The sequence below is a fragment of the Amantichitinum ursilacus genome (assembly GCF_001294205.1).
Classification (GTDB): Bacteria; Pseudomonadota; Gammaproteobacteria; order Burkholderiales; family Chitinibacteraceae; genus Amantichitinum; species Amantichitinum ursilacus.
Map to the genome: position 1 here is coordinate 1 of NZ_LAQT01000009.1, position 26261 is coordinate 26261.

The window sequence follows — 26261 nt, forward strand, 5'->3', positions numbered from 1 at the left end:
CATGCGGCTTTGGGTGGTGGGTCTTGACCCACCCTATGAGATGTTGGTGGTTCGTGGCGGGACGGTGACAAGTTAGACGGCGGTGGCCGTGCGGGGTGGGTGCGTTAAGCAGGCGGTGCCAATGTTCACTGTTACCCGTCGCAACCACGCCCACCCGATGTTCCGAAGGAACGAGGCAGCACAGTGTCCCGACAACGATCATTACCTGTCGAGGGAGGGGAAGGAGACCCGGTTTTGGGGCTCCGTCCGACCGAAGTTCCGCGGAGCGGCAACTGAGCCATCGAAGTAACAGACGGTCCGTTTCGGCTTTTGACCTGCGGGCCCCCTGGCGAGTGGCGGAGCCGCGAGTGGGGTCGCCTTTCTTTTGGTTACTTCTTCTTTGGCGAAGCAAAGAAAAGTGACGTGCTCCCGGGCACCCCCGGGTATCCAAACATGCGCCGCAGGCACAAGCGGTCAAAGGCTTATTCGGCACAAGCCGAACATCAAAACAAGCGCCGCAGGCACAAGCGTTTAAGGTTTATTCGGCACCAGCCGAACATCAAAACAAGCGCCGCTGGCACAAGCGGTCAAAGGCTTATTCGGCACCAGCCGAACACCAAAACAAGCGCCGCAGGCACAAGCGGTTAAAGGTTCATTCGGCACCAACTGAACACCAAAACAAGCGCCGCAGGCACAAGCGGTCAAAGGCTTAATCGGCACCAGCCGAACACCAAAACAAGCGCCGCAAGCACAAGCGGTCAAAGGTCCAGGCTCTAGCAAAGCCGAACATCAAAAACGCACCACAGGCCAAGCATTTAAAGACCGAAGTTCCAGCAAAACCAGCCACCCCAAACCCCGCCGCCAGGCTAGCGGCAAAAGCTTTTCCAGCACCACAACAAAAGGACACCTTATGCCCGGCTTCATCCTCCACACCGGCGCCACCGTCCTCTGCGCCCACGGCGGCCAGGCCACCCCCACCGCGCCATTCCCGCGTGTGACGGTATCGGGCCAGCCCGTGACCACGCTCACCGCGCCGTGGGTGGTGGCGGGTTGCGCCATGCCACCGCCGCCGGCCGGCAACGGCCCCTGCGTTACCGCGCAATGGCTGGTGGGGGCCACCCGGGTGCTGGCCGGCGGGCAACCCGTGCTGCTGTTTACCGGCACCTCGCTGTGCACCCCCACCGGCACGCCGCTGATGCCCGTGGTCTCGCAAATGCGCGTTACAGGAACCTGAACCCATGTCGCTCGCCTTTCCATTTCGCATCGACGCGCGTGGCCGTTCCGCCGAAGTGTTCGGCGACGACCATATCCGCGACATGATCGAGCAAGTGCTGTTTACCGTGCCTGGCGAGCGCGTTAACCGCCCCGACTTTGGCTGCGGCCTGTTGCAGCTGACCTTTGCCCCCAACAATGACGCCCTCAGCGCCGCGGTGCAGATGACCGTGCAAGGCGCGTTGCAGCAGTGGCTGGGCGAGTTGATTGAAGTCGAAGCCGTCACCGTGCAATGCGACGACGCCACGCTCAACGTCACCGTGCAATACATCACGCGCATGGACCGCGATCGCCAATTGGCCCGGTACGCCAAGGAGCTGGCATGAAACGCGAATTTCGCCCCGACCACGGCACGCGGCTGCAGTTGCTGAAAGACCTGCCGGCGCCCACGCTGACCGGCATCGATTATCTGGAGGTGGTCAGCGCCGACCAGACCGTGCTGAAGGTGGTGCTGGTGTATCCGGCATCGCCCGATATCAGCAAAGCGCATTGCCGGATTGATGGCGGCGTGCGCATTACCGGCATCAAGGTCATTGACGTCAAGGTCACCGGCAACGAGTTGAAAGTGACGGTGGACAAGCCCGGCGATTACTCGTGGTACCAGTTCATCCTGCAAGACCCGGCCGCGCCGGACGATGTGCCTTCGGGCTTTACACCACCCTTTGATCCGCTGTTATCGAGCATCCGCTTCAGCTTTAAAGTGCAGTGCCCCAACGAATTCGATTGCGCCACCGACCACGCATGCAGCCCGGTGCTGCCGCCCGAGCCGTTGCTGGATTATCTGGCCAAGGATTACGGCAGTTTCCGCCGGCTGATGCTCGACCGCATGGGCCAGATGATTCCCGGCTTTAACGAAACCAATCCGGCCGATTTCACCGTCGCGTTGGTGGAAATGCTGGCGCATGTGGGCGACCAGTTGAGCTACTACCAGGACGCGGTGGGCACCGAGGCCTATCTGGGCACGGCGCGGCGCAGAACCTCGTTGCGGCGGCATGCGCGCTTGCTGGATTACGGCGTGCATGAAGGCTGCAATAGCCGCGTGTATGTGACGTTTGAGATTGCCCACAACGCCGATGGCGTGAGCGTGCCGGAAGGCACTGCCTTGCTGTCGCGCGGCGCGACCAGCGCGGCGTGGGTGCCGCTTGAAACGCTGGAGACCTTGCCCGACGGCAGCACGCAAGTGTTTGAGACGCTGGAAGCGGTAACGCTGCAATCCGCGCAAAGCCGCATTGAAATCCACGACTGGGGTGATCCGCATTTTTGCCTGGCCAAGGGCAGCACCAGCGCCGCGCTGGTGCAAGTGCCAGTGCCCGCACCGGTTAACCTACCGCCCACGCCGCTTAAACTGACGCCGGGCATGGTGCTGATTCTGGAAGAAATCTGCAGCCCCACCACCGGCATTGCCGCCGATGCCGATCCGTCGCATCGCTGCGCCGTGCGGCTGACGCAGGTGGAAGAGGGCGCGGATCCGCTCGGCGGACAAAAATTGTTGCTGGTGAGCTGGCACAGCGACGATGCGTTGGCGTTTCCGCTGTGCGTGCGCGCCGAATTTGCCGATGGTGGCGCCACCGATATCCGTACCATCGCCGTGGCGCGCGGCAATGTGGTGCTGGCCGACCATGGCATGACGCAGCAATGGCAAGCATTAGTGCCCGATGCCGCACCCAGCACCGGCCGCTATCGCCCGCGCTTGCAGGAAGCCGGCATCGCCTGGGCCGAGCCCTATACGCATGCGGTGGCGCTGGCGGCAGGCTGGTCGGCCACGCGCGCGTTGCAGCAAGATCCGCGCAACGCCTTGCCCTCGGGCATGCAATTGCGCGCGGACGATCCGGCCGTGTATGGCAATCAGCCGTTAACAGGGGCGGTGCCGTGGTTGCCGCAACGCGATCTGCTCGATAGCGACCGCTTTGCCCAGGAATTTGTCATCGAAACCGAAGCCGATGGTGGCGCATGGCTGCGCTTTGGCGATGGTCGCAATGGCCAGTTGCCCGCCAGCGGTTTGCGCCTGCTGGCCAGCTATCGGCTGGGTGGCGGCATGTTGGGCAATGTGGGCGCGGACAGCATCACCCGATTGGTCAGCAACAACGCCGCGCTGGCGCCGTTTGTGGTGGCGGTGCGCAATCCGCTGGCGGCCGGCGGCGGCACCGAGCCTGAAAGCGCCGACGCCATCAAGCTGTATGCCCCCGAGTCGTTTCGCACGCAGCAACGCGCTGTCACCACCGACGATTACGCCCGCGCCGCCGAGCAACATCCGCAAGTGCAACGCGCCGCAGCCCGGCTGCGCTGGACCGGCAGCTGGTACACGGTGTTTATCAGCGTGGACCGCGTCGGTGGCGTGGCGCTGGATGATGGGTTTAGAGCAGATTTGCTGGCGTTTCTGGAGCGCTTCCGGCTGGCGGGTTACGACCTGGATCTGCGCGATCCGGTGTATGTGCCGCTCGATATCTCGCTGCTGATTTGCGTGCTGCCCGGCTACTTTGCCGCGTCGGTGAAAGCCACCATTCTCAAACGCCTGGGCACCGGCCTGGATGATCGCAATCAGCCTGGCTTTTTTGATCCAGACCGCTTCAGCTTTGGCCAGCCGCTGGCCCTGTCGGCTTTGCTGGCCACGGTGCAGGCCGTCACCGGCGTGGCGTCGGTCAGCGTGGTCAAGTTTCAACGCTGGGGCAAAGTGGCGGCGGGCGAGATCGCCAGTGGCCAGATCGTGATTGAGCCGCTGGAAGTATTGCGGCTGGATAACGACCCCAATTTCCCCGAAAACGGCCGGCTAACGCTGGATATGCGAGGTGGCCTGTGAGCGATGCCGATTGCGGTTGCTGCAGTGGCGTCAAAGCGCTGACGCCGGTCGATGAACTGAACCCGCCGGGCCAGACCGCGCTGGTGTATCGGGTGGGTACGCAAGGTCGGTTTCTGGCCAGCGAACGTGCGCAGCTAAGCGGCCCGGCCCCTTTGCAAGGCCTGAGCACGCGCGCCAGCGATGATCCGGCGTTGGCCTTGCTGGATGCGTGGGCGGCGGTGCTGGATGTGCTTGGGTTTTATCAGGAACGCATCATCAACGAAGGCTTTTTACGCACGGCCACCGAGCGGCGTTCGGTACTGGAACTGGGCCGCGAGATTGGTTACGAACTGCGCCCCGGCGTGGCCGCATCCACGTATCTGGCCTTTACGCTGGAAACTGCGCCGGGTGCGCCGTTAACCACGCGCATCGACGTGGGCACCAAGGCGCAAAGCGTGCCCGAGCAAGATCAGCAAGCGCAGGTGTTCGAGACGCTGGTGCCGCTGCAAGCGTATGCCGCGTGGAATGCGCTGGCGGTGCAGGCATGGCAAGACGCATTGCCGCAATGGGGCGGCAGCACGCTGTATCTGCAAGGACAAAACACCGGCCTGGCGCGCGGCGACATGGTGCTGATTGTGGGTGACGAACGCCTTGATAACGTGGGTAGCGAAAACTGGGACGTGCGCCGTGTGGCCAGCGTCAAAGTGGTGCCGCCTGCCGTGGCCTCGGCCGATCCGCTGGCGGGTTATTCGGTGGTGCTGCTGGATCGGCCGTTAGGCTCGGTCACGCCGCATGTGGAACCGGCGCATGCCAACCCGCGTTGCTACGCCTTGCGCACGCGCGCCGCGCTATTCGGCCAGAACGCGCCCGACTGGCGCACCATGCCAGCCAGCCTGCGCGCCACCTATCTGGGCATCGATACCTCGCCCGCAGGCACCCCCGCGCCCAACGTGCCGATTGCCGAACATCCGCAATGGCCCGGCTTTTGCCTGGGCGAGATTTCCGATCCGCCCGGTGACACCACTGCGGCGGGCACTGGTTTGCAAGGTACGTATTACGCGGACGATGGCGTGACGCATTTCCAGACGCAGTTGTTTGCCCGGGTGGATGCGCAGCTCAATTTCAATACCGGCATCACGCCCGCCTTGCCATGGCCCAGTGGCGTGCCGGCCAGCAATTTCAGCGCACGCTGGACGGGTTGGGTGCAGATGCCGCATGGCGGCAGTTTCATGTTTTTTGTGACCTCGGATGATGGGGTGCGCCTGTGGGTCAATGGCACCTTGCTGGTCAACGCGTGGCAATCGCAATCGCCCATTACCTATAGCGGCACCGCCAATAACCTGAGTGCGGGGCAGAAGGTGCCGATTGTGGTCGAGTACTTTCAGGGCGGCGGCCCCAGCACGCTGGTGCTGGAATGGTCCGGCCCGCTGACGGCGCGCCATGTGATCCCGGCCAACCGCTTGTATCCGAGCGATGTGCATTCGGTGCATCTGGATGCCAGCTACCCCAAGTGGGTGCCCGGCAGTTGGGCCGTGCTGGCGGTGCCGGAGTATCAGGAGCTGTATCAGATTGTCGAGAATGCGGAATCGGCGCGCACCGCGTTTACGCTCAGCAGCAAAACCAGTCGGCTGACCTTGAACGGGGAAAACCTCGACGAGGTGTTCAATAACCGCATCCGCGACACCGCCGTGTTTGGTGAATCGGTGGCGTTGCCGTGGGCGCAGCGACCGGTGTCGGGGCTGGTGCGCGGGCATGTGCTGAAATTGGCGAGTCTGCAACCGGATCTGGCGGCGGGCGCATGGCTGGCCATCAGCGGGCAGACGCTGAGTGATGCGCCGGGCAATGCCGCTGCCCGTACCCGCTTGCTGGCGGGTGACGCCCTGGCCGCGGTGGAATTTAATCGCGACGGCATTAACGCGACGCTGACTTTTGCCGATGGCCAGGTCGCCAGCGTGATGCTGGCGGCGGCCAGCGAAGTGCAGCAATTGCAGAGCGTAACGGCGACGGCGGGCATCACGCAGATCACGCTGGCCGCCGACCTGATCAACGCCTATTTGCCGTTAAGCGTGAGCATCAACGCCAATGTGGCCCCGGCCAGCCACGGCGATAGCAAGCAGATGCAGATACAGCCTGAGGTGGTGGGCAGCGGGGACGGCGGCAGCGCTTTTCAGCGCTTTAATCTGCGCCAGGCCCCGCTGACTTATGTGTCGGCCAGCACCGCCGAGGGCATTGCCAGCAGCCTGCAAGTGCGGGTGGATGATCTGCTGTGGCACGAGGCCGCCAACCTGAGCGCGCTGACGCCCACCGATCGATCGTATCTGGTGCGGCGCGGCGATGACGGCACGGTGACGTTGCAATTTGGCGATGGCGAACACGGCAGCCGTTTGCCCAGCGGGCAGATGAATGTGCAAGCCACCTACCGCGTCGGCATCGGCACGCCCGGCAATCTAAAGCCTGGTCAGATCAACCTGTTGCTCAGCCGCGCGCTGGGCGTGAAGGGCGTGGTTAATCCGGTTGCGGCCAGTGGCGGCACCGACCCCGAGCAAGGTGAGCAGGCACGCGCCAATGCGCCGCTCACGGTGCTGACGCTGGACCGCATTGTGTCGCTGCGCGACTTCGAGAACTTTGCCGCCGCGTTTGCCGGCATCGGCAAGGCGCAAGCCGTGTGGTTGTGGAATGGCGAAGGCCGGCTGGTGCATCTGACCGTGATGGGCAGCGATGGCGCGCAGATCGCCGCTGATTCAGCGCTGTATCTAAACCTGACCGCCGCCATCGATGCCGTACGCCCCGCCGGCCAGGCCTTGCGCGTGGCGCCCGGTACGCAACTGCGTTTTGGCCTGAGCGCTGGTGTACACGTGCTGCCCGATTACGACAGCGCTGCGGTGCTGGCGGCGATCAAGTCCGCCTTGCAAACGCAGTTTGGTTTTGGCGCGCGCAGTTACGGGCAATCGTTAAGCGGCAGCGAAGTGGTGGCGGTGATGCAGAACGTCACCGGCGTCGAACGCATCGATCTGAACACCTTGCGCCAAGGCAGCAACACGGTGCCCGGCCCCGATGGCCGCTTGCGTGCGCGCGGCGCGCATTGGGAAGGCAATGTGATTGCCGCTGCGCAACTGCTGCTGATTGACCCCACCGACATCGTGCTGACGGAGCTGAGCGTATGACCATCGATGCCGATTTTCTGTTTGCGCGGCTACCCGCGTTTTATGCCGAACGCGATGCCGCGCTGGGCGGACCGTTGCGCGCCTTGCTCGACATCATCGCCACGCAGGGCGATCTGGTGGAACAAGATATCGCGCGGCTGTACGACAACTGGTTTATCGAAACCTGCGATGACTGGTTGATTCCGTATATCGGCGATCTGCTGGGCGTGCGCGGCTTGTATGCGGTAAGCGGCACGCACACCTTTGGCCAGCGCGCGCTGGTGGCCAATACGCTGCGACTGCGTCGGCGCAAAGGCACGGTGCCGGTGCTGGAAGAGCTGGCGTTTGATTGCACCGGCTGGCGCGCACGCGCGGTGGAGTTTTTTCAGTTGATGGGCACCACGCAATACGCCAATCACACGCGACTGCACAACCTGCGCACACCCGATATCCGCAACGCCTTGCCGCTGGAACGCATCGACGGACCGTTCGATAGCGCGGCGCACAGCGCGGAGGTGCGGCCGCTGTCGGCTGGGCGCTACAACCTGCCCAATATCGGACTGTATCTGTGGCGCTTGCAGGCCTATGCCTTGCAGCGTATTGCGGCACCGGTCGCCACCGGCGCGGCGGGCCGTTATTACTTTGATGCCTTGCGCTACAGCCCGGCCGAAACCGCCACGGTGGCGCAAGGCCAGCTGTACAACCGGCCGCAAACCGAAGACACCGTCACGCAACTGGCGCAGCCGATTAACGTGCCCGAGCCCTTATCGCGCCGCGTTTTGCATGCCGAGCTGACCGCCTTGCGCCAGGCGCTGGCCGATGGACAAACGCTGACGCGCAATTACTTTGATCCCGACCAGCCGGTGCTGCGCATCTGGCGTGATGGCGTGGAAATTGCGCCGGAATGGTTGGTGGTGTGCGATCTGGCGTTGCTGAGCAAAGCCAGTTCGGGCGACCCGGATGACTGGCAACGTCCGCCCGCGCAATTAACGGTGACCAGGGCCGACGGCAGCACACAGCAGTTTCCCGATGCGGCGGCGGTGGCGGCGGGGCATTACGCGGTGGGTTTTGATCCGGTATTAGGCCGCGTGGCGCTACCCAGCGGTAAAAGCGCCAGCAGCATCGAGGTGTCGTATGCGTACGGCTTTGCGGGCGATGTGGGCGCGGGGCCGTATGACCGGCGCCCCCTCGTGGGCGAGGACGACGCCACGCTGGGGTTGCTGAGCCCCAGCGACTTTGATGTGGTGTGGCAAGTGCCGGGCGACCATGCCAGCTTGACGGCAGCCTTGGCCGCGCTGGCCACCGGCACGCGCACGCTGATCTATCTGCACGCCGATCACACCGAGGCGCTAACGCCGCATCTGGACTTGCCCGATACCTGGCTGGCCATCGAAGCCGATAACGGCCGTCGCCCGGTGTTGTATGGCGACTGGGTGCTGAAGGGCAACGCCAGCACGCATCTGACGCTATCGGGCGTGTTGCTGGATGGCGCTTTGCATATCGATGGCCCGCTCGACCAGATTGATTTGCGCCGTTGCACGCTGGTGCCGGCACGTGGCGGCATTACCCATACCGGCAGCAGCGGCAGCAATGTGCAGATCACGCTGAACGCCTGCATTTGCGGCAGCATCCAGGCCAATAAGGCGCTGGGTGGTGTCAGCGCCAGTTACAGCATTATCGATGGCATCGGCAAGGTGGCGTTGAACCTGCCCGATACCGCGCTTAGCCTGGACCGCTGCAGCGTGTTTGGCAGCACCGCGGCCACGCAACTGGCGGCGGGCAACAGTCTGTTTACCGACACGCTGAACATCTTGCGCAAGCAGGATGGCTGCGTGCGCTTTTGCTATATCCCGCTGGGTTCGCAAACGCCCAGCCGCTATCGCTGCCAGCCTGATCTGGTTAAACAAGGCCTGGCCAACGGCCCGGCGCTGGTTGAATCGATCCGCGTCACGCCCGCGTTTACCTCCACCACCTACGGCCACGCGGCCTATGCGCAACTGCAATTAACCACCGCCTCCGAAATCCGTACCGGCGCGGAAGACGGCGCGGAAATGGGCGTGTGGAACTTGCTGCAGCAACCGCAACGCGAGGCCAATCTCAGCCAGGCGCTGGACGAATATCTGCGCTTTGGCCTGGAGGCTGGGGTGATTTATGTGAACTGACCGGCACGGGATCATAGATAGAAAACGGCTCTGCCTAACCCATCGGGACGAAACACCATGAAAGCTGATCTGACACGCTCCACCGACCAGCCTGCGCTGCATTACCGCAGCGTGCGCATGCAACAAGGGCGGGTGCAACTGGATGCCGACTGGAACGAACAGAACGCCATCGTCAACCGACGCGTGGAGACCGAAACGCGCGACACGCTGGGCGATGTGGCCGCGCCGCTGGCGCTGGACGGGTTTGATCTGACGGTGAGCGGCGGCAATATCGCCATCAGCCCGGGCCGCATTTATCTGAATGGCTTGCTGTGCGAAAACGCAGCGGCCGCCACGCTGATCAGCCAGCCCAGCCTGCCTGGCAATGTGTCGCCGATTATCGTGACCAGTAGCGGTTATCTGGGCTTGCCGCCCGCGGGTGCAGTACCGCTGACCAGCATTCAGAACTATGGCAGCGGCGGCGCGCTGGCCGCCCCGGCGGATGGCGTTTACGTGGCGTATATCGAGACGTGGCTGCGCCATATCACCGCGCTGGAAGACCCGCTGATCCGCGAAGTGGCGCTGGGCGGGCCCGATTCCGCCACGCGCGACCAACTGGTGTGGCAGATCAAATTGCTGGATGTGGGTGCAGTGTCGCCTGCGCCCACTTGCGCCACCCCGCTGGCCCCATGGGATGCCTTGATCAAACCGCCCGATGGCACGCTGGGCGCACGCGCGGAGCCCGGCGCGACGGCCACAGATTTGTGTTTGCTGACACCCGAAGCCGGCTATCGCAGCCTGGAAAACCAGTTGTATCGCGTGGAAATCCATGACGACGGTAGCGGCGGCGGCAAGGCCAGATTCAAATGGTCGCGCGACAATGGCTGCATCGTCAGCACCGTGGTGCGCTGGCTGAATGACCCCACCGCCAATGAATTTGAAGTGGCCAGCATCGGCCGCGACGCCTATCTGAGCATCAGCGCCGGTTGCTGGGTGGAGTTTTACGACGACACGCACGAACTGCTGGGCCTGGCGGGCACGCTGGTGAAGGTGACGCGCACAGCGGGCAACGTGGTGACGGTGGACTTGACCACGGCCACCGGTCCGCTCGACCAACCTTTGTTTGCCAGCAACCCGCGCGTACGGCGGTGGGATGATCTGGTCGAACTGACTAGCAAGCCCGCGGCGGCCGCTTATGCCGATGGCTGGATTGCGCTGGAAAACGGCGTGCAAGTGCGCTTTGTCGATGGCCATTTTCGGGTGGGCGATTACTGGACCATCCCGGCGCGCACGGCCACCTCGGATGTGTTGTGGCCTGCTGCGGCCGATGGCAAAGCCTTGTTTATGGCCCCGGAAGGCACCTTGCGTGCGTTTGGCAAACTGGCCCTGTTTGCTTGCAGCGGCGGCGTGTGGAGCAAGCTGGATGACTGCCGTGCTGTGTTCCCGACGCTCAGCCAGCTGACCAATCTGTTTTATGTGGGCGGCGATGGCCAGAGCGTGCTGCCCGATTCGCTTAACCCGGCCAGCAATGTGGCGCTGCCCAAACCGCTGGAAGTGGCGGTGTTTAACGGGCAGTTTCCGGTGGCGAATGCGTCGGTCAGCTTTGTGGTCACCGAGGGCGCTCTGGCGGGCGGCGGGCTAAGCGCAATCGCCACCACCACCGCCAATGGCATCGCCAGCGTGTCATGGTCGCTGGCCAACTCCGCCAATCTGACGCAAACCTGCGTGGCCACCTTGCTGGCGTCAGGCGCACCGGTGAGCGGCAAATACAATCAGATTCACTTTAATGCGCAACTGTCCGTGGCGGCGCAGGTGGCGTATGACCCGGCTAAATGCCCGGACATGACCGCCGCCAAAATCAACACCGTGCAGGCGGCGATTGATGCGCTGTGCGCCAAAGGCGGCGGTGGGGGTGGCGGATGTTGCGTCACGGTGGGACTGGGCGGGCAATACGGCGATCTGCAGGCGGCCTTGCTGGAACTGAGCAAGCCGGGCAGCGAGGTGTGTCTGTGCCTGCTGCCGGGCCTGCATGTGCTGAGCAAGCCGGTCAGCCTGGCTGGCGACAGCAAAACGCATCTGGCCATCCACGGCATCGGGCCCGGCGCGCAACTGCAGATGGATGCGCTGGGCATTGCGTTAAGCGGTTATGGCTCGGTGGCGCTGCAAGACTTTGATGCGTTTTGCACCGGCGACGGCTTGCCTTTTGTGTTTGACCATTGCGACCAGGTTCGACTGGAGCAGGTGAATATCAATGGTCTGAAATCAAGCGCTGGCGCGCTGGTGACGGTGGGCGGCGCGCGCCAGATCACCGTGCAGGGCTGCACGCTGCGGGCATGGCAAACCGCCGTCAGTGACACGCTGGATATGGTCATCGCGCGGATTCCGCTGCTCGAATCGCTGCGGCCCATCTGTGTGGAGGCCGCGTTGTGGCTGCCGGTGTCGCTGGACGCCGCGCGCGCGTTTCTGGCCTTTATCAGTGTGCCGGATCAGGCCCGCCTGCTGGCCAGCCAGATCGGCCGAGCCACCAGCGGCGACAACGCCATCCGGCCCATGACGCTCTATAGGGCGCTGCGCGATCTGGACGAATGGCTCTTCGCACCCACCCCGCCTGACGCGCCCGCGCTGGCGCTGGCCATGGCTGCACTGCGCTTCGCCATTTTTATGCCGACCGCGGGCACCGCGCTGGCGTTGCAGGATGCAGAGGGCGACGTGTTGCTGGCCGACAGCCATATCGATGGCCATTTGCTGTGTTACGGCAGCCAAGGCACGGCCGAAAACCTGCAGGCGTTGATCAGCCAGGCCGACAAACAATTGCGTACGGGGTCTTTAAGGTGGGTGCCCACGCAGGGCCAGTTGCGCCTGCGCAATGACCGGGTCTGGCAAATTAACCTGGCCGATGAATACGTGCAGACCGCCAAGCAGCAGCTGGCGCAGAGCGGGGCGCTGCCCCGTGCCTTCCGTAGTCTGGTTGCCAGTGACTGCGCGTTTAACGGGGCGGGCCCGCAGTACTTTCTGGCGTGGCACATTGCGCTGACCGATAACCTGGTCGAGGCGACCTTTAGCTTTGTCGGCTACGCGATGGCCATGCAGGGCAAATATCTGGGCAATATGGCCGAGGCCTGCACGCTGTATACGGCCGGGCACAACGCCGAGGCGTTTGGTAATGGCGGCATGGCGCTCACTAACGCGCCTTAGGCGTAGGCCACCGCCTTGAAAGTCGGTGCTGGATACGCTCCGGCCGGCCGCTGTGGTTAATCCGCTGCATTTGATCGCGCCTTGATCCAGCGCAAAAAATGCCGACGGCATGGATGACAAACTAAGACTTTTCTTAAGGTTGCCTCCATGTTGATAGTCTGGGACGACTCGCTTTCGGTCGGAATTGAGGAAATTGATGAGCAACATAAAGTACTGGTCAATCTGCTCAACGACCTGCACGACGCCATCCGCAGCCATCACGGGCGTGAAGTGGTCGAGGCCACGCTCACGCAACTGGCCGACTACACGCGCATCCACTTCACCGTGGAAGAAAGCTTGATGCGCATTATGGGCTACCCCGATTACGACGGGCACAAGGCGCAGCACGAGGCGCTGATCGAACAATTGCAGGGCTTTCAGCAACGCGTGGCCCAGGGCCAGGCGGTGACGTTTGAGCTGCTGCATTTTCTGCGCAACTGGCTGACTCACCATATCCAGGAAGGCGATGCGCGCTATACCGATTTCTTTCTGGCGCGCGGCGTGCAGCCCAGACTGCAAAAACGTAGCTGGTTGTCGCGGCTGTTGGGCTGATCGGGTGTGGACGGGTTGCTAGTTCGAAAGGACTAGTCGGACCTGGCCGGCTGGCTGCACCTGCTGGTTATTCTGCGCAGGCGGCGCTGCACTTCTGGCCAGTTAGGTTGCGCAGGCAAGCCATATAGCCTTGAGGCGTATATCACCTCATGGAAAAACCATCATGGCTTCTGCCGCCGTTATTGACCGTTGGGAGCCAGAAGACGCCACCTTCTGGCGCAATTCGGGCGCCCGCATCGCCCGTCGCAATTTGTGGATTTCGATACCCTGTTTGTTGCTGGCCTTCGCCGTCTCGATCATGTGGAGCATCGTGGTGCTGAAGATGCCGCTGGTGGGCTTTAAATACAGCAAAGACCAGCTGTTTTTGCTGACCGCGCTGCCCATGCTGTCGGGCGCGACGCTGCGTATCTTTTACAGCTTTATGCCATCCATTTTCGGCGGCCGCAAATGGACCGCGCTGTCGACGGCTTCCTTGTTAATCCCGGCCGTGTGGCTGGGTTTTGCCGTGCAGGATGCCAGCACGCCATACCCCACGATGCTGATCATTGCGCTGCTCACTGGCCTGGGTAGCGGCAATTTCGCCAGTTCCATGGCCAATATCGCGTATTTTTTCCCGAAAAAGCAGAAAGGTTATGCCAATGGCATGAATGCCGGTCTGGGCAATCTGGGCGTGTCGGTAGCGCAATTGCTGATGCCGCTGGCGATTACCGGAGGCGTGTTCGGCGTAATGGGCGGCGATGCGCAAACGTTTGTCAACGACGGCGTCGAGCAGCAGATCTGGTTACAGAACGCGGGCTTTGTCTGGGTACCCTTCATCATCGTGTCGGCGCTGGCGGCATGGTTTGGCATGAATGATCTGTCGAGCGCCAAAGCATCGTTTGCCGAGCAAGCCACCATCTTCCGCCGCAAAGACAACTGGCTGATGTGCTGGCTGTACCTGGGCACGTTCGGCAGCTTTATTGGCTTCTCGTCCGGCTTTGCGCTGCTCAGCAAAACGCAGTTTGCGGGCGTGGATGTCACCTGGTTTGTGTTTATCGGCCCGCTGATTGGCGCGCTGATCCGGCCCGTGGGCGGCACGGTATCGGACAAGCTGGGCGGCGCTCGCGTTACCCTGGCCGTGTTCGCGTTGATGATCGTCGCGGCCGGCCTGGCGCTGAGTTTTTTGCCGGCGCACGGCGAGGGCGGCAATTTCTGGGGCTTCTTCTTCGCGTTTCAGGCGCTGTTTATCCTGGCGGGCGTGGGCAATGGTTCTACCTATCGCATGATCCCCACCATCTTCGTCACCACCGCACAGCGTGAGGCACAGAAACAGGGCGGCTCCCCCCAAGTGGCGGAAGTCGAAGGCGCGCGCGAATCGGCAGCGGCGGGTGGTTTTATCAGTGCCATTGGCGCGTATGGCGGCTTTCTGATTCCGCAGCTATTTGGTATTTCGATGAAAACCACGGGCGAAGCGCAAGTGGCCTTGTATGTGCTGATGGGATTTTATGCGACGTGCGTGCTGCTGACGTGGTGGCGCTATGCCCGCAAGGGCGCAGCAATGCCGTGTTGATCTGAATCGCGGTAGCCGAACTAAAAACAACGCCGGAGCGCAATGCTCCGGCGGTGTTTTTTGCAAGCGCAAAACGGCTAGCTGGGGATATCCGCCGCCGCCACATCGCCCTGACTGAACATCTGCTGCAAGCTGCGCGGTGTACCTTCGCCAAACAGAACCTCGATCAGTTCCAGCGCTTCCTGCGCGACGGCGGCGCTGCGGCTGAACAGATCGGTTTCGTAGGCCAGCAATGCGGCTTCCAGGTCGTTCGGGCTGGCCACGATGGCGCGCGCCAGTTCCGCGCCGTCGTACAGCGCCAGATTGGCGCCTTCACCCGACGGCACCATCAGATGCGCCGCGTCGCCCAGCAAGGTAAGGCCAGGTTTGCGCGACCAGCGGTGGTCTGCCGGCAAGGTATAGGTAGGGCGGATCACCGGGGCGCCGTCGCCTTCCGTGATCAAGGCGGTCAGTTCAGGCGCCCAGCCCGCAAATTCTTCGGCGATGCGGCGGCGCACGCTGGCGGAATCGGCATTGCGTAGCTCGGCAAACCAGTCCTCCGGCCGCTGCAGCGCCACATAGGCATGCAGCACGCCGCCCGGTTCGCAGTGCGCCATCACACCCTGGCCCGGCGTCAGCGCAAACATGGCGCCCGTGCCTACTGCGCGTGCGGCAGCGGCATGCGCGGGGTTGGTGGGAGTCAGGCTGGTCTCGACATAGGTCAGTCCGGTATACGTGGGCGTGGCATTGCTGAGCAGCGGTCGCACTTTGGACCACGCGCCATCTGCGCCAACCAGCAAATCGGCGGTCACGCGCGCGCCATGGGCAAAGTGCAATGCGTGCTGGCCGTCGCCCACGGGTGTGATGGTCGTCAGCTTATGGCCCCAACGCACGCTGTCTGCAGGTAAGGCATCCAGCAAAATCTGGCGCAAATCGCCACGCAGGATTTCGGGGCGACCGCCGGTGCCATCATCGGCCTGATCAGACAACACTGTGCCGTGCAGATCGAGTACGCGTGTGGCCTGGCCGCCCGCATGGATGTGCGCCACAAACTGCGCATGTAAACCAGCGGCCTTCAGTGCGATCTGGCCGTTGAAATCGTGGATATCCAGCAGGCCCCCTTGCGTGCGCGCGCCGGCCGAGGCGTCGGCTTCGTATACGGTGGCGGCGATGCCATGCACGTGCAGCACCCGGGCCAATAACAGGCCGCCCAGGCCGGCGCCGATAATGGCGATGGAAGTAGTCATCGTGTATTCCTTGCGGTAGGCGGCCAGGCCGCGTTGTTGTTGTGGAACGTTGTTCCATGCGTATTGTTGGAACGTTGTTCCTGTTGTGTCAAGATGCGGCCCATGGAAAAAACACGCCCCTCCCCAAGAAGAGACGAATCGTTGTCGCGCGAACGCATAGTCGACGCCGCCATTGCATTGCTGGATGCCGGTGGCGCGGATGGCCTGACGTTTCGTGCGCTCGCCGAGCGCCTGGCCACCGGTGCAGGCGCAATCTATTACCACGTCGCCAACAAAAGTGATTTGCTGACCGCCGCCTGCGATAGCGTGATCGCGCACACGCTGGCTGAGTGCGCCGTGGATGGCTCGCCCGCGGCGCAAATCCGCGACATTGCATTGGGCTTGTTTGATGCCATCGATGCGCACGCCTGGGTGGGCTCGGCGCTGGCTGGTGCGCCGGGAGAACTGCCCGGCGTGCGCATTCTGGAACGCATCGGGCGGCAAGTGGATGCGCTGGGCGTGCCGCATGGCGGGCAATGGGCGGCGGTGTGTGCGTTGGTCAACTACATCATGGGCGTGGCCGGGCAGAATGCGGCCAACTCGCAGATCGCCAGAACGCATGCCTACGACCGCGCCAGCCTTCTCGATGCCATGGCCACGCGCTGGTCGCAGCTAGACGCGCAGCAATTTTCATTTACCCGCAGCGTGGCGGACCAGTTACGCGACCACGATGATCGCGCGGACTATCTGACCGGCCTCGACCTGATATTGCAGGGCATGGAAACCCTGTACGCGCACCCTGGCCAGAAGGACTAGTCCCGACTAGACCGTCTTTGGCCCGCCGCCACGCCCAGCGGCGAATACCCCATCAAGCCAACCCTGCCTAGCATCGGTTGCAATCGCGCTTTTCTAATTTGCAGCGCATGCAACATGCTCACACGGGGTTCGCATGAGTCATTTTCTTGATCGCCTTAAGTTCTTGTCCCGCACGCGGGAAACCTTTGCCGATGGCCACGGCGCTGTGGTTAACGAAGACCGCAAATGGGAGGACGGGTATCGCAATCGCTGGGCGCACGACAAGGTGGTGCGCTCCACGCACGGCGTTAATTGCACCGGTTCCTGTTCCTGGCGCGTGTTTGTCAAAAACGGGCTGATTACATGGGAACTGCAGCAAACCGACTATCCCCGCACGCGGCCCGATCTGCCCAATCACGAACCGCGCGGCTGTCCCCGCGGCGCGTCTTATTCCTGGTATGTGTATTCGGCGCAGCGCGTTAAATATCCGCTGATCCGCGGCAGGCTGGCCGCACTGTGGCGCGATGCGCGCAAAACGCTGGGCCCGATCGAAGCGTGGCAATCCATCGTCGAAGACCCGATCAAAGCGGCCAGCTACAAGCAGGTGCGCGGGCAGGGTGGTTTTGTGCGCGCGCAGTGGGACGAAGTCACCGAAATCATCGCGGCCGCCAACGCCTACACCATCAAGCAATACGGGCCTGATCGGGTGATAGGCTTCAGCCCGATTCCGGCCATGAGCATGGTCAGCTACGCCGCTGGCGCCCGATATCTGGGCCTGATTGGCGGCGTGCCGCTGAGCTTTTACGACTGGTATTGCGATCTGCCGCCCGCCAGCCCGCAAGTGTGGGGCGAGCAAACCGATGTGCCCGAATCCGCCGATTGGTACAACTCCACCTATTTGATGGTGTGGGGTTCCAATATCCCGATGACACGCACGCCCGACGCGCATTTCTATACCGAGGTGCGCTACAAGGGCACCAAGACGGTGGCGGTGTCGAGCGACTTTGGCGAGATGGCCAAGTTTGGCGATTTGTGGATGGCGCCGCGCCAGGGCACCGATGCCGCGCTGGCCATGGCAATGGGCCATGTGGTGCTCAATGAATTCCACAAAAATGGCCAGTCCGCTTATTTCCGCGACTATGGCAAGCAGTACACCGATTTTCCGATGCTGGTGATGTTGCGCCAGCATGGCGCGGGCGTGGTGCCCGATCACTTTCTGCGCGCATCGATGCTGCCGAACGACTTGGGTGAGACGGTCAATCCCGACTGGAAAACCGTCATGGTCGACGCCGACTCCGGCGCATTGGTGGTGCCCAACGGCACGATCGGCTCGCGCTGGAATGAAGCCGAGGGCCGCAAAGGCAAGTGGAATCTGGAAATGAAAAACCTGGCCGACGGATGCGACATTGACCCGCAACTGTCGCTGAAAGGCACGCATGACCAGATCGCCAGCGTGGGTTTCTCCTGTTTTGGTGGCGAGGCCGAGGACCTGCTGTTTCGCAATGTGCCGGCGCGGCGCGTGGCGCTTAAAGACGGCAGCATCGCGCTGGTGGCCACCGTGTATGACCTGATGCTGGCCAATTACGGCGTCGACAATGGCATGGGCGGCGAGCATGTCGCCAGCGCCTACGACCAGGACATTCCGTATACCCCGGCGTGGCAAGTCAAACACACCGGTGTGCCCGCGCGTGATGTCGAAATCATCGCCCGCGAGTTCGCCCAGAACGCGCACGACACGCAGGGCAAGAGCATGGTGGTGGTCGGCGCGGCACTTAACCATTGGTTCCATAACGACATGACCTACCGCGGCATCATCAATTTGCTGATGATGTGCGGCTGTGTCGGCAAAAGCGGCGGTGGCTGGGCGCATTACGTGGGGCAAGAAAAACTGCGCCCGCAACCGGGCTGGACGCCGCTGGCGTTTGCGCTGGACTGGCAACGCCCGGCGCGCCAGATGAATGGCACGTCGTTCTTTTATGCGCATACCAGCCAGTGGCGGCACGAACGGCTGGGCGTTTCCGAAATCCTCGGCCCCACCGCCGACGCCGCGCGTTATCAAGATATGGCCTTGATCGACTTCAACGCCAAAGCGGAGCGCATGGGCTGGCTGCCGTCCGCGCCGCAGCTTGAAACCAATCCACTAGACGTGGCGCGCCAGGCCGAAGCCGCAGGCGTTAATCCGGTGGGATTTGCCGCTCAGGCATTGAAGGCCGGCACGCTGAACATGAGCTGTGACGACCCGGATAACCCGAAGAATTTTCCGCGCAATCTGTTTGTCTGGCGATCCAATTTGCTGGGCTCATCGGGCAAGGGGCACGAGTACTTTCTCAAGTATTTGCTGGGTACACAGAACGCCGTGTTCAGCGATGAAACCGATGCGATCAAGCCGACCGAAGTCAAAATCCGCCCCGCCGCCGAAGGCAAGCTGGATCTGCTGACCGTGCTGGATTTCCGTATGTCCACCACCTGTCTGTACGGCGACATCGTGTTGCCGACCGCCACCTGGTACGAGAAAGACGATCTCAACACTTCGGATATGCATCCGTTTATTCACCCGCTTAGCGAGGCGGTGCAACCGCTGTGGCAAAGCAAGAGCGATTGGGAAATCTACAAGGCGATCGCCGCCAGATTTACCGAGATCGCTGGCCCCTACCTGGGCACGCAAAAAGATCTGGTGCTGACGCCGCTGATGCACGATAGCCCGGGCGAGCTGGGCCAGCCGTTTGCGCCCAAGGACTGGAAGCTCGGCGAATGCGATCTGATCCCCGGCAAAACCGCGCCCAATATGACGGTGGTGGAACGCGATTACACGCGCATCTACGAGAAATTCACCACCGTGGGCCCGCTGCTGAAGAAAGTGAATAACGGCGGCAAGGGCATCTTCTGGCAAACCGGCAGCGAAATCGACGAGCTGGCGCTGTTGAACGGCGTAGCTGCCAATGGCCAGCCCAGGCTGAACACCGCCATCGATGCGGCCGAGATGATCCTGACGCTGGCGCCGGAAACCAACGGCCATGTGTCGGTCAAGGCATGGGCCGCCTTGTCGCAAGTAACCGGGCGCGACCACACGCATCTGGCCCGCGGCCGCGAGCACGACAAAATCCGCTTTCGCGATGTGCAGGCGCAGCCGCGCAAGATCATCAGCTCGCCCACGTGGTCGGGCATCGAATCGGAAGAAGTCAGCTACAACGCCGGCTACACCAATGTGCACGAGATGATTCCGTGGCGCACGCTGACCGGCCGCCAGCAGTTTTATCAGGACCACCGCTGGATGCTCGATTTTGGCGAAGGCCTGTGCGCGTACAAGCCGCCGGTGGATCTGAAAACGGTCGCGCCCATGCTCAACAAATCGCCCAATGGCGAGAAAGAGATCGTCCTTAACTTCATCACGCCGCATCAGAAGTGGGGCATCCATTCCACCTATTCCGACAACCTGCGCATGCTGACGCTAAGCCGCGGCGGCCCGCACGTGTGGGTGTCCGAAGCCGACGCCATCAAGGCGGGGCTGGTGGATAACGACTGGGTGGAAGCGTTTAACAGCAACGGCACGCTGACGGCCCGCGTGGTGGTGTCGCAACGCGTGCCCGACGGCATGATCCTGATGTACCACGCGCAAGAAAAAATCGTGAACGTGCCCGGCGCGGAAATGAGCGGCAAGCGCGGCGGCATCCATAACTCGGTAACGCGCACCGTGCTGAAACCCACGCACATGATCGGTGGCTACGCGCAGCAGGCCTACGGCTTTAACTACTACGGCACCGTGGGCGCCAACCGCGACGAGTTCGTTATTTTGCGCAAGATGAAAAACGTGGACTGGCTGCAGACCGCGCGCGTTGAAGGAGAAAAAGCATGAAAATCCGCGCCCAAGTGGCCATGGTGCTTAACCTGGACAAATGCATCGGCTGTCATACCTGTTCGGTGACCTGTAAAAACGTGTGGACCAGTCGCGATGGCGTCGAATACGCGTGGTTTAACAACGTCGAAACCAAGCCCGGCATCGGCTACCCCAAAGAATGGCAAAACCAGAAAAAATGGCGCGGCGGCTGGCAGCGTTTGCCCTCGGGCAAGCTGGAGCCGCGCCAGGGCGGCAAGTTGCGCATTCTGGCCAGCCTGTTTGCCAATCCGCATCTGCCCGAAATCGACGATTACTACGAGCCGTTTACCTTCGATTACGCGCATCTGCAAAACGCGCCGGAATCAAAAACGCCGCCCACCGCGCAACCGGTTTCGGTGCTGACCGGCAAGATCATGGACAAGATCAACTGGGGCCCCAACTGGGAAGATGACCTCGGCGGCGAATTCGCGGCGCGCTCTAAAGACGCCTTGTTTGAAGGCATCCAGAAAGACATCCACGCCACGTTTGAAAACACCTTCATGATGTATTTGCCGCGCCTGTGCGAGCACTGCCTTAACCCGGCCTGTGTGGCGTCGTGTCCGTCCGGCTCGGTGTACAAGCGCGAGGACGATGGCATTGTATTGGTGGACCAGGACAAATGCCGCGGCTGGCGTATGTGTATTTCGGGCTGTCCGTACAAAAAGATTTTCTACAACTGGCAGTCGGGCAAAGCCGAGAAATGCACGTTCTGTTATCCGCGCATTGAGGGTGGCCAACCCACAGTGTGTTCGGAATCGTGTGTGGGCCGCATCCGTTATCTGGGTGTGATGTTGTACGACGCCGACCGCATTGCCGACGCCGCCAGCATGGCGGACGAAAAAGACCTGTACCAATCGCAGATGGACCTGTTTCTTGATCCGCATTCACCCGAGGTGCAGGCCGAGGCGCTGAAGCAGGGCATACCGCAGTCGTGGCTGGATGCCGCCGTGCGTTCGCCGGTCTACAAAATGGCGATGCAGTGGAAGATTGCGTTTCCGTTGCATCCGGAATACCGCACGCTGCCGATGGTTTGGTACGTGCCGCCGCTGTCGCCGATCCAGTCGGCCGCCGAACGCGGCGTGCTGGGCAAAAACGGCATCTTGCCGGACGTGAAGGAACTGCGGATTCCGGTGCGTTATCTGGCCAATCTGTTGACTGCGGGCGACGAAGCGCCCGTGCTGAACGCGCTGGACCGCATGCTGGCCATGCGCGCGTGGATGCGGCAAAAGTCGGTGCATGGCACCGAAAACCAGGACGTGCTCGACCAGGTGGGCCTGACCGCCGCCGAGGTCAACGAGATGTACCAACTGATGGCCATCGCCAATTACGAAGACCGCTTTGTGATTCCCGGCAGCCACAAAGAAATGGTGGAAGACAGCTTTAACGAAAAGGGCGCATGCGGCTTTACCTTTGGCAACGGCTGCTCGGGTGGCGTGTCGCCGCAGGGGCTGTTTGGTCAACGCGCCAAAGGCATCGTGCATCGCATCGACCTGCCTGTTTCGCGCAAACAAGCGGAGGTGGAATGATGCAACGCGCACAGTTTCCCACGCTGCATTTCCAGGTGATGTCGGCCTTGCTGCAATACCCGGAGCAGGATCTGCTCGACGCCTTGCCCGAACTGGACGGCGTGCTGGCCGACGCGCCAGGCGGGCTACGCCTGAAGCTGGCGCCGCTGCTGCAAGCGCTCAGCCAGACGCCGCTGCTGCAAGCACAAGAACGCTACGTCGATACCTTTGATCGCGGTCGCAAATACTCGCTGCATCTGTTTGAACATATCCATGGTGAAAGCCGCGATCGTGGCCCGGCCATGGTCGATTTGATGGAAGCGTACAAGCAGCACGGTCTGCAGATCGAGGCCAGCGAGCTGCCCGATTATCTGCCCTTGATGCTGGAGTTTCTCGGCGGGGTGTCGCCGCAGATTGCGCTGTCGTTTCTGGATGAAGCCGTGCACGTGATCGCCGTGATTGGCGAGCGGCTAACGGCAGTGGCGTCGCCCTATGCCTGCGTGTTTAGCGCGTTGGTTAGCCTGGCCAGCGTTACGCCGTTGCCGCTGGTGCAACCGCCAGTGCGTGATATGGACGAGGCGCTTGAAACCTTCGGCCCCGATCTGCAAGGCGTGGAACCGTTGCTGGGCAAGGCCGGCCCGCAGACCGTGCAGTTCTACCCGCGTCCCGCACCGCGCCCGGCGCTCTGACGCCGGTTCGATCAAGGAATACAGCAATGAACGATTTTCTGTTTGGCATCTATCCCTATATCGCGCTGGCCATCTTTTTGTTTGGCAGCCTGGTGCGCTTCGAGCGCGAACAATATTCGTGGAAAAGTGAATCAACACAGTTGATTCGCCGCGGCCAATTGCGGCTGGGCTCGTACCTGTTTCATATCGGCATTCTGATGGTGTTTGTGGGCCATCTGGGCGGGCTGCTGACGCCGCTGGCGCTGTGGGATGCGCTGGGGGTGTCGCATGGCGTCAAGCAAATGATTGCGATGGTGGCCGGGGGCGTGTTTGGCAGTATGGCGTTGGTCGGGCTGGCGCTCATGATCTACCGCCGCGTCAGCGACGCTCGCCTGCGCGCCATGACCACGTGGCGCGACAAGCTCACGCTGGGCTGGATAGGCGTCACCTTGTTGCTGGGTCTTTCCACCATTCTGGTGTCCAGAGACCATCTGGACGGCCATATGATGACGTTGTTCATGGCGTGGGCGCAGCACATCGTCACCTGCCGCCCGGATGCCGCCGCATTGGTGGCCGACGCGCCGATGGTGTTCAAGCTGCACATGCTGATGGGTATGACCTTGTTTGTGATTTTTCCGTTTACCCGACTGGTGCATGTGTGGAGCGGCTTTGGCACCGCCAGCTATCTGCTGCGCGCCTGGCAAGTGGTGCGTCCGCGCCAGTAAACACAGCGGCAACCATCAGGCCGGATGGCGCTGCTGCCGTCCGGCTTGTTTTTTGCTGCGTTGGGGTGGGCGAGCGCGCCCTTGCGGGTGAACAATACGCAGCAGCGCAATGGTGCGCATGCGGCGTCATGGCGTTTATGCCAACCGCGCCTGCGCGCCGCAGTGGCGTCGCCCCTACAACGGATCAAGAAAAACTGCATGCCCAACCCACCCACCACGCCTGATCTGTCCAGCCCGTTGTCGCTTGGCCGGCAGTTGTCGGCGCGCGTGCTGGCCATTTTGTTGCTGACGCTGGCCGTGGGCCTGGGCGCGATTGCCATTACGCTGCATCTGTCGTGGCAACTGGAAGGCGCGGGTGCCGCCATCAATGCTGCAGGCAGCCTGCGCATGCGCACCTACCATATGGCGCTGACGCTGGAACACTACGCCGCCGCACCGGACCCCGGCCGCATCCGCAGTTTGCGCGACGAGCGCGCCCAGTTTGATCGCACGCTGACGCTGTTGCGCGATGGCGATCCGGCGCGCCCCTTGTATCTGCCCGATGACCCCTCGGTGCGTCTGCAATTCAAGCAGATCGAAGCCGATTACCAGCATTGGGTTACCCGCTGGTTAGACCCGGCGATCGCTGGCCAGGCCTTGTCTGACCCGGTGGCGGCGCGCGCCGATCTCGACCGCTTTGTTAATCGCGTCAATATGCTGGTGATGTCGATTGAACAGCTTAATTCGCAGCGCACGATGTGGCTGCGCATGTCGCAGATGTTTTTGATTGCGTTGGCGATTGCCGGGGCAGTTACGCAAATCTATCTGATGTTCTTGCTGATTTTCCGGCCGCTGTCGCGTTTGCGCGATGGCATTGCCCGCATGGCAGAACAGGACTTTACCGTGCGCTTGCCGGTGGAAACCCGCGACGAATTTGGCGAAGTGCAGGAGAGCTTTAACCATATGGCCGATCGGCTGGCCGCCGCCTATGGCTCGCTGGAAAAACGCGTTGCGGAAAAAACCGCCGAGCTGCATGGCCAGAACCGCGAGTTGTCGCTGCTGTACGACGTAGTGGCCTTCGTCACCCGGCCGCAGACCTCGCATGCGCTGTGTCGCGGCGTGCTGGAACGGCTGGTGACGTGGTTTGACGCCAGCGCGGGCAGCGTGCGCGTAATCGACCCGCTGCAGGACACCGCCTGGCTGATCAGCAGTATTGGCTTGCCCGATGGCCTGCGTGACGCCGAGCGCTGCCGCCATCCGCAGGAATGTCATTGCGGCGCGGCGCGATATGGTCAGCCCGTCAGCGTGCACATGCGCTACAGCGCGCTGCTTCCGCAACTGCCCTGTGCCGAGGCCGGTTTTGCCCAGGTTTACGCGCTGCCGGTGGTGGCCGGCGAATCGAGTCTGGGCCATATCACGTTGCACTTCGCCCAGTCGCGCCCGATGGCCGAACGCGAAAAGCAGTTGCTGGCCTCGGTGGGCCAGCATCTGGGCATTGCCCTCGAAAACGTGCGTCTGGCCGCGCGCGAACGCGAACTGGCGGTATCCGAAGAGCGCAACCTGATGGCGCAAGGTCTGCACGACAGCATTGCCCAAGGCTTGAATTTCCTGAACCTGCAAGTACAGATGCTCGACGATTCGCTCAAGCGCGGCGCGCTGGACGAGGCGCACGATGCGGTGCCGCTGTTGCGCGCGGGCATCACCGAGAGTTACGACGATGTGCGCGAGCTGCTGCTCAATTTCCGCACCCGGCTGCAAGCGGGCGATCTGCCCGGCACCCTGCGCACGGTCATCGACAAATTCCGCCAGCAAACCGGCATCGCCATTACCTTGACGCTGAGCGGGCAGGGCCGCCCCTTGCTGGCCGATGCGCAATTGCAACTGCTGTTTATCCTGCAAGAAGCGCTGTCGAACGTGCGCAAGCATGCCAACGCCAGCAAAGTCGAAGTACTGTTGCACAACGACACACCCTTGCGTCTGATGATCAAGGACAACGGTGGCGGGTTTGATCCGGCCCGCATGGCCGAGCGCGCGGAGCGGCACGTTGGCCTCAGCATCATGCAAGAGCGCGCCGAGCGGCTGGGCGCGCAATTGCAACTGGATAACGATCATGGCGTGACGGTCACGTTGACGCTGCCCGCTGTCGCCGCTGATGATGCGCCCTCCTTATCCCGACAAGAGTATCCGCATGGCTAGTGCAATCCGCGTCTTGCTGGTCGACGATCACACGCTGTTTCGCAGCGGCATCCGCTTGCTGCTAAGCCGTCATGCCGATCTGGACGTGGTAGGCGAAGCCGCGGATGGCGCCGAGGCCATCAAACTGGCGCACACATTGCAGCCCGATGTAGTGCTGCTTGATTTGAATATGCCGGGTTTGTCAGGCGTGGAAGCGCTCAAGCTGATGCTGCAAGCCACGCCCACGCTGGCCGTGCTGATGCTGACGGTGTCGGAAGACGCGGAAGATTTGACCACCGCTTTGCGCGCCGGCGCATGCGGTTATTTGCTGAAGAACATCGACGCCGATTACCTGATCAGCGCCATCCACCGCGCGCATGCAGGCGAAGCCGTGGTGGCCGAAGCGATGACCGCCAAGCTGGTGCAACAACTGCGCGTGGCCCCCAGCGTTGCGGTTGCCGCGCCGCGCGGTGACGAAATGCTCACGCCGCGCGAACGCGAAATCCTGTCCTGTCTGGCCTTGGGCGAGAGCAACAAGCTGATCGCTCGCCGTCTGGATCTGGCGGAAAGCACCATCAAGATCCATGTGCAGAACATCCTCAAAAAGCTGGGTCTGTCCAGCCGCGTGCAGGCTGCGGTGTATGCGGTGGAACACGGTCTGGCGGGCAGCGACAACGGCCAGTAAGGCC

The 26261-nt window shown here is 62.3% G+C and carries 16 protein-coding genes; 15 read left to right on the forward strand and 1 reads right to left on the reverse strand.

Going from position 1 to position 26261, the window contains the following annotated elements; translation table 11 throughout:
* Nucleotides 1–889: 889 nt before the first annotated feature.
* From WG78_RS11460 to WG78_RS11495, 8 genes are all read left to right on the forward strand, one after another.
* Complete coding sequence (locus tag WG78_RS11460; RefSeq protein WP_053937971.1) at nucleotides 890–1213, forward strand: hypothetical protein; 324 nt, start codon at nucleotides 890–892, stop codon at nucleotides 1211–1213.
* Between the two features lie 4 nt (nucleotides 1214–1217).
* Nucleotides 1218–1577, forward strand: coding sequence for a GPW/gp25 family protein (locus WG78_RS11465; protein ID WP_053937972.1), 360 nt, complete (start codon nucleotides 1218–1220; stop codon nucleotides 1575–1577).
* A complete protein-coding gene (locus WG78_RS11470; RefSeq protein ID WP_053937973.1) occupies nucleotides 1574–4048 on the forward strand; it encodes a putative baseplate assembly protein in 2475 nt (824 codons plus the stop codon). Before WG78_RS11465 ends, WG78_RS11470 begins: the two co-directional genes overlap by 4 nt.
* Nucleotides 4045–7191, forward strand: a complete 3147-nt coding sequence (locus tag WG78_RS11475) for a putative baseplate assembly protein (RefSeq protein WP_053937974.1) — start codon at nucleotides 4045–4047, stop codon at nucleotides 7189–7191. The genes WG78_RS11470 and WG78_RS11475 overlap by 4 nt, the downstream gene beginning before the upstream one ends.
* On the forward strand, nucleotides 7188–9332 hold the full coding sequence (locus WG78_RS11480) for a hypothetical protein (protein WP_053937975.1): 2145 nt from the start codon (nucleotides 7188–7190) through the stop codon (nucleotides 9330–9332). The genes WG78_RS11475 and WG78_RS11480 overlap by 4 nt, the downstream gene beginning before the upstream one ends.
* Nucleotides 9333–9389: 57 nt before the next feature.
* Entirely contained in the window at nucleotides 9390–12506 is a 3117-nt protein-coding gene (locus WG78_RS11485; protein WP_053937976.1) for a DUF6519 domain-containing protein, read from the forward strand.
* A 147-nt stretch (nucleotides 12507–12653) separates the two neighbouring features.
* Nucleotides 12654–13097, forward strand: a complete 444-nt coding sequence (locus tag WG78_RS11490; RefSeq protein WP_053937977.1) for a bacteriohemerythrin — start codon at nucleotides 12654–12656, stop codon at nucleotides 13095–13097.
* A 163-nt stretch (nucleotides 13098–13260) separates the two neighbouring features.
* A complete protein-coding gene (locus WG78_RS11495; protein WP_053937978.1) occupies nucleotides 13261–14646 on the forward strand; it encodes a NarK family nitrate/nitrite MFS transporter in 1386 nt (461 codons plus the stop codon).
* 77 nt (nucleotides 14647–14723) lie between these two features.
* Here WG78_RS11495 and WG78_RS11500 read toward each other — a convergent pair whose 3' ends face one another.
* Nucleotides 14724–15872, reverse strand: coding sequence for an FAD-dependent oxidoreductase (locus WG78_RS11500; protein WP_053937979.1), 1149 nt, complete (start codon nucleotides 15870–15872; stop codon nucleotides 14724–14726).
* Between the two features lie 102 nt (nucleotides 15873–15974).
* Here WG78_RS11500 and WG78_RS11505 point away from each other — a divergent pair, with 102 nt between their 5' ends.
* The 7 genes from WG78_RS11505 to WG78_RS11535 all read left to right on the forward strand — a co-directional run bounded on the left by WG78_RS11505 (nucleotide 15975) and on the right by WG78_RS11535 (nucleotide 26257).
* Nucleotides 15975–16667, forward strand: a complete 693-nt coding sequence (locus WG78_RS11505) for a TetR/AcrR family transcriptional regulator (protein WP_053937980.1) — start codon at nucleotides 15975–15977, stop codon at nucleotides 16665–16667.
* 133 nt (nucleotides 16668–16800) lie between these two features.
* Complete coding sequence (locus tag WG78_RS11510) at nucleotides 16801–20499, forward strand: nitrate reductase subunit alpha (RefSeq protein ID WP_053937981.1); 3699 nt, start codon at nucleotides 16801–16803, stop codon at nucleotides 20497–20499.
* Nucleotides 20496–22046, forward strand: a complete 1551-nt coding sequence (gene narH / locus WG78_RS11515) for a nitrate reductase subunit beta (protein ID WP_053937982.1) — start codon at nucleotides 20496–20498, stop codon at nucleotides 22044–22046. Before WG78_RS11510 ends, narH begins: the two co-directional genes overlap by 4 nt.
* Nucleotides 22043–22714, forward strand: coding sequence for a nitrate reductase molybdenum cofactor assembly chaperone (narJ, locus tag WG78_RS11520; protein WP_152969163.1), 672 nt, complete (start codon nucleotides 22043–22045; stop codon nucleotides 22712–22714). The genes narH and narJ overlap by 4 nt, the downstream gene beginning before the upstream one ends.
* Before the next feature lie 26 nt (nucleotides 22715–22740).
* A complete protein-coding gene (gene narI, locus WG78_RS11525; protein WP_053937983.1) occupies nucleotides 22741–23418 on the forward strand; it encodes a respiratory nitrate reductase subunit gamma in 678 nt (225 codons plus the stop codon).
* Between the two features lie 198 nt (nucleotides 23419–23616).
* Nucleotides 23617–25593: a type IV pili methyl-accepting chemotaxis transducer N-terminal domain-containing protein gene (locus WG78_RS11530; protein ID WP_083459042.1), complete on the forward strand. Its 1977-nt coding sequence runs from the start codon at nucleotides 23617–23619 to the stop codon at nucleotides 25591–25593.
* A complete protein-coding gene (locus WG78_RS11535; RefSeq protein WP_053937985.1) occupies nucleotides 25586–26257 on the forward strand; it encodes a response regulator in 672 nt (223 codons plus the stop codon). The genes WG78_RS11530 and WG78_RS11535 overlap by 8 nt, the downstream gene beginning before the upstream one ends.
* The last annotated feature ends 4 nt before the right edge of the window (nucleotides 26258–26261 follow it).

Coding starts and splice junctions, on each gene's coding strand:
- WG78_RS11510 (WP_053937981.1), top strand. CDS start 16,801: ATGAGTCATTTTCTTGATCGCCTTAAGTTCTTGTCCCGCACGCGGGAA.
- WG78_RS11500 (WP_053937979.1), bottom strand. CDS start 15,872: ATGACTACTTCCATCGCCATTATCGGCGCCGGCCTGGGCGGCCTGTTA.
- WG78_RS11490 (WP_053937977.1), top strand. CDS start 12,654: ATGTTGATAGTCTGGGACGACTCGCTTTCGGTCGGAATTGAGGAAATT.
- WG78_RS11460 (WP_053937971.1), top strand. CDS start 890: ATGCCCGGCTTCATCCTCCACACCGGCGCCACCGTCCTCTGCGCCCAC.
- WG78_RS11470 (WP_053937973.1), top strand. CDS start 1,574: ATGAAACGCGAATTTCGCCCCGACCACGGCACGCGGCTGCAGTTGCTG.
- WG78_RS11480 (WP_053937975.1), top strand. CDS start 7,188: ATGACCATCGATGCCGATTTTCTGTTTGCGCGGCTACCCGCGTTTTAT.
- WG78_RS11530 (WP_083459042.1), top strand. CDS start 23,617: ATGCCCAACCCACCCACCACGCCTGATCTGTCCAGCCCGTTGTCGCTT.
- narH (WP_053937982.1), top strand. CDS start 20,496: ATGAAAATCCGCGCCCAAGTGGCCATGGTGCTTAACCTGGACAAATGC.
- WG78_RS11485 (WP_053937976.1), top strand. CDS start 9,390: ATGAAAGCTGATCTGACACGCTCCACCGACCAGCCTGCGCTGCATTAC.
- WG78_RS11495 (WP_053937978.1), top strand. CDS start 13,261: ATGGCTTCTGCCGCCGTTATTGACCGTTGGGAGCCAGAAGACGCCACC.
- narI (WP_053937983.1), top strand. CDS start 22,741: ATGAACGATTTTCTGTTTGGCATCTATCCCTATATCGCGCTGGCCATC.
- WG78_RS11535 (WP_053937985.1), top strand. CDS start 25,586: ATGGCTAGTGCAATCCGCGTCTTGCTGGTCGACGATCACACGCTGTTT.
- WG78_RS11465 (WP_053937972.1), top strand. CDS start 1,218: ATGTCGCTCGCCTTTCCATTTCGCATCGACGCGCGTGGCCGTTCCGCC.
- narJ (WP_152969163.1), top strand. CDS start 22,043: ATGATGCAACGCGCACAGTTTCCCACGCTGCATTTCCAGGTGATGTCG.
- WG78_RS11505 (WP_053937980.1), top strand. CDS start 15,975: ATGGAAAAAACACGCCCCTCCCCAAGAAGAGACGAATCGTTGTCGCGC.